We start from the raw sequence: 8200 nt of genomic DNA on the forward strand, positions 1-8200 counted from the left end.
GAGCTCGGTGCGTTGGATTTATCTTCGAGCACTACTACGACTTCCCAGATCTACACGGTTACATTTACACCGGGTGTTCCGTGCTATCAGCCGGCTTCGACTCAGATCACCGTTAATGCGTTGCCGGTGGTGAATGCCGGTGCAGATACAAGTGTGTGTGATGGCAGCCAGATTATTGTTCAGGCTGTGGGAACAGCGGCCACTTACGGCTGGGATAACGGAATTCCTTCCAATGGTTCAGGAGTTACGCCGCCTGTTGGGACAACTACTTATTCCGTGACCGGAACAAGCGCCGCAGGATGTACCAATACCGACAGTAGAATTGTGACTGTAAATCCACTGCCTTCGGCGACAATTGCTGGAAATACGACCGTGTGTCTGAATGACGCAGCTCCGACCGTAACCTTTACCGGATCAAATGCAACGGCGCCATACACGTTCGGTTATTCATACAATAACGGAGCAGTACAGCAGGTGGTTTCCAATGCTGCCGGTGTAGCAACGATTTCTATTCCGACAACTACAGCGGGCTCTCACAAGTATAAATTGGTAAGCGTTCAGGATGCGAGTCCGACTACGTGTCAGAACCAGCTACTGGATTCCGTCATCATTGTCGTGAATGATTTGCCGACAGCTTCTATTGCAGGAGATCTCACGATTTGTCAGCATTCCAATCAGCCACAGGTTACTTTTACCGGTGGAAATACGGTTGGACCGTATACTTTTACTTATACCTTGAACAATGTGCAGCAGACTGTTACAACACCGAACGGATCGAATGTGGCAATCCTCAATGTTCCGAGCAATGTGGTAGATACTTTTGTTTATCAGTTGATGAGTGTTGAGGATGGGTCTTCGACAACATGTTCTGCGAATCAGGCCGGAACGGCAACGATCATTGTGAATCCGCTTCCGACCGCTACTATTTCCGGGAACATCAGTTTGTGTCTGAATGAAAATCAACCGCTTGTGACATTTCAGGGAACGAATGGTGTTTCGCCGTTTGTGTTTACGTATTCCATCAACGGAGGAGCAAATCAGACCGTTTCTTCCAATACCGGACAAGTAACGGTTTCTGCTCCGACGAATGTTCCGGGAGATTTTACCTATCAATTGATTTCCGTACAGGAAGGATCGGTTTCTGCATGTACGAATGCCGTGGGAAGTACTATTTTGGTCAGAGTGTGGGATTTACCGAATGTTTCTGCCGGAAATGATTTCCCTGTTTGTGACGGAGCATCTACTGTTTTAAATGGACAAGGAGCAGCCACTTATGTCTGGGATCATTACGTGGTTGATGGGGTTGCTTTTGTTCCGCAGGCCACGGGAGATTTTACCGTTGTGGGAACAGACACCAATGGTTGTACGAATACCGATGTGGTTCACATTACAGTGATTCCGATTCCACAAGTCAATTTCTCGACATCGCTGGCTCAGGGCTGTTCTCCGTTGGTTGCGACATTAACCAATTTATCGACCGGAAATTTGAACAATTGTCAGTGGCTTGTATCGGACGGATCGCAGTATAGTGGTTGCGGAACGGTAGCTGTCACACTGGAAAATCCGGGATGTTATGATGTTACATTGACTGTTTCAACTCCGGAAGGATGTACCAATACAGGAACACAAACAGCGTTTTTATGTGTGTACCCGAATCCGATTGCAGATTTCGACCTGGATCCGGCAAAGTTAGAGATGTCGAACACCTTTGTCAATTTCTTCAATCATTCTTACGGAGCGACAAATTATCAATGGGATTTTGAGGATGGATTTGGCAGTATCAATGAAAATCCGACGCATTTGTTCCCTGGTAATGAACCCGGAGATTATGACGTAATGCTGATTGCGATCAGTGATCATGGATGCCGCGATACGACATTCAGAACTGTGCATGTAGCGGAAGATCTCATTTATTATGTTCCGAATGCTTTTTCGCCCGACGGGGATGAATTCAACAATGTGTTTCAGCCGGTTTTAACGGCGGGTTTTGATACGCGAAGTTATCATTTGCAGATTTTCAACAGATGGGGCGAGCTGATTTTCGAATCTCTGAATTACGAACAGGGATGGGATGGGACATACCACAACGAACAATTGCTTGACGGAACGTATATCTGGAAAATCAAGGTGAAGAATAAACATTCGGATAAAAAAGTGGAATTGGAAGGTCATGTTACTTTATTAAAATAAGGTTCTGTACGAATATTCAGGTGATTTTTTTGCCACGAATCCACAAATTGTCGATTTCATCGACTGCTCGCCTAACGGACTCGCTTTAAAAGGGCAACCGGTAGGTGCCCAAAATTTTGTGCATTTGTGGGATTTTTTAATCATCACCTAAATTCCAGGACAAAACATAAAATAAAAAACTACCCCAATAATACCTGACAGCGTAATCGTCCCGGGATTTGTTCCGGGGCGATTTTTGTATCTGTTTGCTAAAACCAATTACACTTTTTCAGCGTATTTTTGAGGAAACAAAACAGATTTATGAAAATTCTCATTTCCCCGGCAAAGTCGATCAATGAAAACTGCCAGTTCCCGTCGTTTGCGTATACCCAGCCAGTCTTTTCCAAAGAAGCGAAGGCCCTGGCGGGAAAACTGAAAAAACTCAAAGCAAAAGACATCATGGAATTGATGCACGTTTCGAAAGATATCGCCGAGTTGAATGTGAACAGAAATAAAGCCTGGTATCTTTCTCCGGAACCGACAGATGAAGTGAGACCTGCTGCATTTTTGTTTACAGGAGAAGTATATAAAGGATTGGACGTAGAATCGCTTTCGGAGGATGAATTGGAAAAAGCTCAGAAAAACCTGAGAATTCTCTCGGGAATGTATGGGTTGCTTAAACCGATGGATTTGATTCATCCGTACAGACTGGAAATGGGAACCAAATGGGATATTAAGGAAAACGTAGCGAATTTATACCAGTTTTGGGGCGATAAGTTGACAAAATCCCTGCTGAAGGAAACGGAAAAGAATGAAGCAATCATTAACCTCGCTTCCAATGAATACAACAAGGCAATTGGCTGGAAAAAAATCAAAAACCCGGTTGTAACACCTGTTTTTAAGGAATTCAAGAACGGAGAGTACAAAGTAGTGATGATATTCGCGAAACATGCGAGAGGAGCCATGGCGCGCTATATCATTCAGAATGAACTAACAAATCCCGAAGATTTGAAGGCTTATAACGTAGACGGTTATGCATTCGACGAGAAACAATCGACCGCTACAGAGTGGGTTTTTACGAGATAAAAAACATAAAATAAGAACGTCGTTTTATTTCGAAACAATCATCATCGAATTCTTAACATTTTGCTGATGAAAACTTACCTTTGTACGAGGTAAGTTTGCATTTTCTTTGTGTAACCTTGCGTCTGTAAAACTCACCCCAATGGAACAAATTAGTGTCTTTGATATTTTCAAAATCGGAGTAGGGCCGTCGAGCTCGCATACGATGGGACCGTGGAGAGCTGCGCAGCAGTTCATCAATCTGTATAAAGTCAATCCCGGGATTCATAAAATCAAGCGGATCCATGTGGATTTGTACGGTTCATTGGCAAAAACAGGGAAAGGCCACGGAACGGATATTGCTGTTTTGTTGGGATTAATGGGAGAAGATCCTGTTACAATCGAAGTCAATTCGATCAACCCGAAATTTGAAAAAATTCACCAGACCAAAACACTCGAAATTTGTGGTGAGCAGGTCATCACTTTCGACCCTGATACAGATTTGATTTTTCACTTTGATAAATCACTTCCCGGGCATCCGAATACGCTGACATTGACCGTTACGATGATGGACGGTTTCGAGGAGTCTCATACGTATTATTCTGTCGGCGGTGGTTTTGTAGTGAAAGAAGGAGCAGCAGAGAATGATTCCACTAACTCAGTGCAATTACCTTTTCCTATTGAAACAGCGGCAGATTTGAAGAAATACTGTGAAGAACAAAAGGTCGGAATCTCGGAAATCGTGATGCAGAATGAACTTGCCTGGAGGCCTCAGGAAGCAACCATTTCCGGATGTTTGGAGATCTGGGATGCGATGCGGGAATGTGTTTACCGTGGGGTGAATACAGAAGGGGTTTTGCCCGGTGGCTTGAACGTTAAGAGAAGAGCCTATGAAATGAGCCGCAGATTGCTAAACGGAATTGCCTGCAAGGACTCCAAAGATTTTATCAGACAAATTCAGGCTACAAGCAATATTTTTCAGAATACGCTGAATTGGGTAAGCTGCTTTGCGCTTTCCGTCAATGAAGAAAACGCGGCATTCGGAAGAGTTGTAACAGCTCCTACCAATGGCGCATCAGGAGTTATTCCGGCGGTTTTGATGTATTATGTTTGTTTTGCCGGTGGAACGGAAGAAAAAGACATCATCCGTTTCATGACGGTTGCTGCTGAAATCGGAAGTATTTTCAAAAAACGTTCTACCATTTCTGCGGCGATGGGAGGTTGCCAGGCTGAAATCGGAGTTTCGTCCGCAATGGCTGCTGCTGCTTTGACAGAATGTTTGGGAGGAAATCCGAATCAGGCCATGATGGCTGCCGAAATTGCCATGGAACATCATTTGGGATTGACTTGCGATCCGATCGGAGGGTTGGTGCAAATTCCATGTATTGAGCGCAATACGATGGGAGCAATCAAAGCGATTACGGCATGTCAGCTGGCATTACAGGGAAATCCGGATACTGCAAAAGTTTCGTTGGACGGCGTGATCAAAACCATGTGGGAAACTGCTTTGGATATGAATGAAAAATACAAGGAAACTTCCGACGGCGGCCTGGCAACGAATATTCCGGTGAATATTTCGGAGTGTTAGATCATTCAAAAGTTCATCCTTCGACAAGCTCAGGATTTTTTTGTTCAAAAAGTTGAAATGTTCAAATGTTCAAAAAGTTCAAACGTTCAAAGATTGAATGCTTAAAAGTTTAGACTTCGATAAGTTCAGGATTTTTGTTCAAATGTTCAAAAGGTTCAAATTCCGATAGCTATCAGAAGAAAAAGCTCAAAATGGATTAATCGTTTGAGTGGCTAAATCATTGAATCTTTTTGAGGTTATTTTAACTCATTGAACTTTTTTTTGAAAGAAATTTGCTTTTATCAATTTCTTTTAAGAATCTTTGTACCGTAATTCTAAGCGAGAATACAACTAGTTTATACAGAAGAGGCGAGAGACGGACTTTTAGACCCTCTGGCAACCAACTTTAAGTGCTGACGATTTCTGTCAGTATTGGAAAACCGGTGCCAACTTCCGATTCCGACCGATGTGTCGGAAGAATATAAAAATGGTATTTATGAAAAGTGCAAAAATTTACAATCAGACTCTAAACCCGAATCCGGGGTCAAATCCTTTATTTCTTTCTGTTGACCGAATGTGTTGTTGTTGCTGTTAATTCTTTCAGCTCACTGGTTTCTCATTTACAACACATTTTATGTCAACAAGTTATTCATCCCGCATTGACGGGCGGCTTTTGCAGCCAACACAACATCTTTTTTCTCAGAAAAGCGGGTTCACGTTAGAATCGGGCAGAAAACTGCCGGAAATCTCATTGGCTTATCAAACCTGGGGAAAACTCAATGAAGATCAGTCGAATGTGATTTGGGTGTGTCATGCGCTTACCGGAAATCACCGCGTTCAGGAATGGTGGGACGGGCTTTTCGGAGCAGGAAAGTGTTTTGATCCGCAAGACTATTTTATTGTTGCGGTAAATGTTCCCGGAAGTGCTTACGGATCAACGGGGCCATTGAGCGAGACTTTGCTTCCGGATGAGCGTTTTGATGCGTTTCCGGTACTCACGATCCGTGACATGGTGAAAGGATTGGAACTGGTGCGGAAAGAACTGAACATCGAGAAAATTCACGCTTTAATCGGGGCCTCGCTGGGTGGGCAACAAGTATTGGAATGGTCGCTCCTGATCCCGGAAAAAATAGAGCACATCATTCCGATTGCGACAAACCTGAAGCATTCTCCGTTCGGAATAGCTTTCAATGAAGCACAGCGAATGGCGATCGAATCCGACCCGACTTTTTTCTCAAAAACCGAACTGGGCGGCAGAAACGGATTGAAAGCCGCAAGAGCAATCGGGATGCTGAGTTACAGAACATATGACGGTTACAAAATCACGCAAAGTGAAGAAAACGACTCGAAATTCGATGATTTCAAAGCGAATTCCTACCAACGCTACCAGGGCGAAAAATTAGCAGGAAGATTCAACGCTTTCAGTTATTGGTATTTGTCGAAAGCAATGGATTCGCACAATGTGTTCAGAGACAGAGACGAAAAAGTATTTGAACGATGTCTTATGCCTGCTTTGGTCATCGGAATTGATTCGGACTTACTCTTTCCGATCACAGAGCAGGAAGAAATCACCCGGATTTTGCCAAATGGAAGACTGATTCGTCTGCAGTCGGATTTCGGTCACGACGGATTTTTAGTAGAAACGGAAACTTTGGCAAATCAGATTAAACAATTTTTAAAAAACAACTAAGATGAAAAAACAACTCACAATAGGATTATTTGGTTTCGGATGTGTCGGAACCGGTTTGTATGAGGTTTTGAATAAAACAACCTTGCTCCAGGCTTCGATTAAACACATTGTTATTAAAGATCTAAGCAAAAAACGGATCATTGATCAAAGCTATTTCAGTGCGGATGCAAAGCGCATTTTGGATGACGAAGAAATCAATGTGGTAGTGGAATTGATCAACGATTACGAAGCAGCTTATGAGATCGTTACGAAGGCTTTGAAAGCCGGGAAACATGTGGTTTCAGCGAACAAGAAACTGATTGCTTATTACCTGGATGAATTGGTTTCCCTGGCGAAAGAAAATAAGGTGTCGTTTCTTTACGAAGCGTCGGTAGGAGGTTCTATTCCGATTATCCGGAACCTGGAAGAATATTACAACAACGATTCACTTTCGAATATTCACGGAATTGTAAACGGTACAACGAATTACATTCTGACGAAAACGAGCGAAGGGCAATCGTTTGACACCGCTTTAAAAACTGCCCAGGAACTGGGTTTTGCTGAATTGGATCCAACTTCGGATGTGGATGGTTTTGATGCGAAATACAAGTTGGTTTTGTTGTTGAAACACGCATTCGGATTTACAGCGAAGCAAGACCAGGTATGGAATTACGGAATCCGCCAGTTGAAAGATTGGGATGCAACCTATGCGCGTGAAAAAGGATTGAAAATCAAATTGCTGGCTTTCGGAACGCGAATCAACAACCAGATCATCGGTTTTGTAGCTCCGCATCTGGTTCCGGACAATCATTTCGCATTCAATGTGGAGAATGAGTTCAATGCCGTTGTTGTGGAAGCATTGTTTTCAGACAAACAGCTGTTTCTTGGAAAAGGTGCTGGAAGTCATCCGACGGCAAGTGCTGTGCTTTCGGATATTTCGGCTTTGCAATTTGACTATGCTTACGAATACAAGAAATCTGCAACGGAAGAAAGTTTGAATTTCGAAACGGATTTCGCGGTAAAAGTGTACGTCAGCGCCACTTCACAGGAAAAATTGGATCAAATTGCGTTCCTGGAAACACATGAAACTTACACCGGACAATCTCACAGTTACAAAATCGGGGTGATTGCCTATGACCAGATTGTAAAACAAAACTGGAATAATGCTTCCGATTATTTTCTGGCGGTTATTCCCGATAACGTTCAATTGACAAAAAAATCCGATCTTAAAGCGAAAAATAACACGTATTTAATAGAGGAATTGTCATGAAATTGAATTTAAAATTGGTAGAATCTCCATTTGTAATAGAAGTAAAAAATGAAGCAGGTGTTTCAATGAAGATGGATGCTACCGAAAAAATAGGGGGTAAAAACAAAGGAATGCGCCCGATGGAAGTGCTTGCCGGTTCATTGGCGGGTTGTATGTCGATCGACGTTTTACTGATTTTACAAAAGCAGCGCCAGGAAGTTACTTTCTATGAAATAAACATCGAAGCACACAGAAAAGATGCTGTTCCGGCAGCATTTGAGGCATTTCATTTGGTTTTTTCCTTTAATAAAGAAGTTGATCTGGAAAAAGCGGAAGCAGCAGTTAAACTGAGTCATGAAAAATATTGCTCCGTTTCGGCTTCCCTGAATCCGCAGATCGTTATAAAAACAGAAGTCAAACATCAATCATGAATAATTACAGAAGCGAAACCTTAGCAATCCGCATTCAAAATGAACGTTCTCAG

6 protein-coding genes and 1 riboswitch are annotated in these 8200 nt (G+C 42.9%); all 6 genes read left to right on the forward strand.

The window, feature by feature from the left end; all coding sequences use genetic code 11:
• Positions 1 to 2190: PKD domain-containing protein (locus Q1V93_RS06695; RefSeq protein ID WP_300663047.1), on the forward strand; the 2190-nt coding region annotated here is incomplete at its 5' end.
• Between the two features lie 300 nt (positions 2191 to 2490).
• Positions 2491 to 3255, forward strand: a complete 765-nt coding sequence (yaaA, locus tag Q1V93_RS06700; RefSeq protein ID WP_300663049.1) for a peroxide stress protein YaaA — start codon at positions 2491 to 2493, stop codon at positions 3253 to 3255.
• A 139-nt stretch (positions 3256 to 3394) separates the two neighbouring features.
• Positions 3395 to 4819 carry an L-serine ammonia-lyase gene (locus Q1V93_RS06705; RefSeq protein WP_300663051.1) on the forward strand — a complete coding sequence of 475 codons (1425 nt, stop codon included), beginning with the start codon at positions 3395 to 3397 and terminating at the stop codon, positions 4817 to 4819.
• A 332-nt stretch (positions 4820 to 5151) separates the two neighbouring features.
• Positions 5152 to 5286: riboswitch (SAM riboswitch) on the forward strand.
• A gap of 146 nt (positions 5287 to 5432) precedes the next feature.
• The gene (gene metX / locus Q1V93_RS06710; RefSeq protein ID WP_300663053.1) at positions 5433 to 6488 is read left to right on the forward strand and encodes a homoserine O-acetyltransferase; all 1056 of its coding nucleotides are present in this window, start codon (positions 5433 to 5435) and stop codon (positions 6486 to 6488) included.
• 1 nt (position 6489) lies between these two features.
• Complete coding sequence (locus Q1V93_RS06715; protein ID WP_300663055.1) at positions 6490 to 7737, forward strand: homoserine dehydrogenase; 1248 nt, start codon at positions 6490 to 6492, stop codon at positions 7735 to 7737.
• Positions 7734 to 8147: an OsmC family protein gene (locus tag Q1V93_RS06720; RefSeq protein ID WP_300663057.1), complete on the forward strand. Its 414-nt coding sequence runs from the start codon at positions 7734 to 7736 to the stop codon at positions 8145 to 8147. Before Q1V93_RS06715 ends, Q1V93_RS06720 begins: the two co-directional genes overlap by 4 nt.
• The last annotated feature ends 53 nt before the right edge of the window (positions 8148 to 8200 follow it).

Origin of the sequence: Fluviicola sp., from assembly GCF_030151805.1 — a bacterium.
Lineage (GTDB): Bacteria > Bacteroidota > Bacteroidia > Flavobacteriales_D > Crocinitomicaceae > Fluviicola.

What these genes read in the sequence shown, in the direction of transcription:
- yaaA (WP_300663049.1), top strand. Translation starts at nt 2,491, where the DNA reads ATGAAAATTCTCATTTCCCCGGCAAAGTCGATCAATGAAAACTGCCAG.
- Q1V93_RS06720 (WP_300663057.1), top strand. Translation starts at nt 7,734, where the DNA reads ATGAAATTGAATTTAAAATTGGTAGAATCTCCATTTGTAATAGAAGTA.
- Q1V93_RS06715 (WP_300663055.1), top strand. Translation starts at nt 6,490, where the DNA reads ATGAAAAAACAACTCACAATAGGATTATTTGGTTTCGGATGTGTCGGA.
- metX (WP_300663053.1), top strand. Translation starts at nt 5,433, where the DNA reads ATGTCAACAAGTTATTCATCCCGCATTGACGGGCGGCTTTTGCAGCCA.
- Q1V93_RS06705 (WP_300663051.1), top strand. Translation starts at nt 3,395, where the DNA reads ATGGAACAAATTAGTGTCTTTGATATTTTCAAAATCGGAGTAGGGCCG.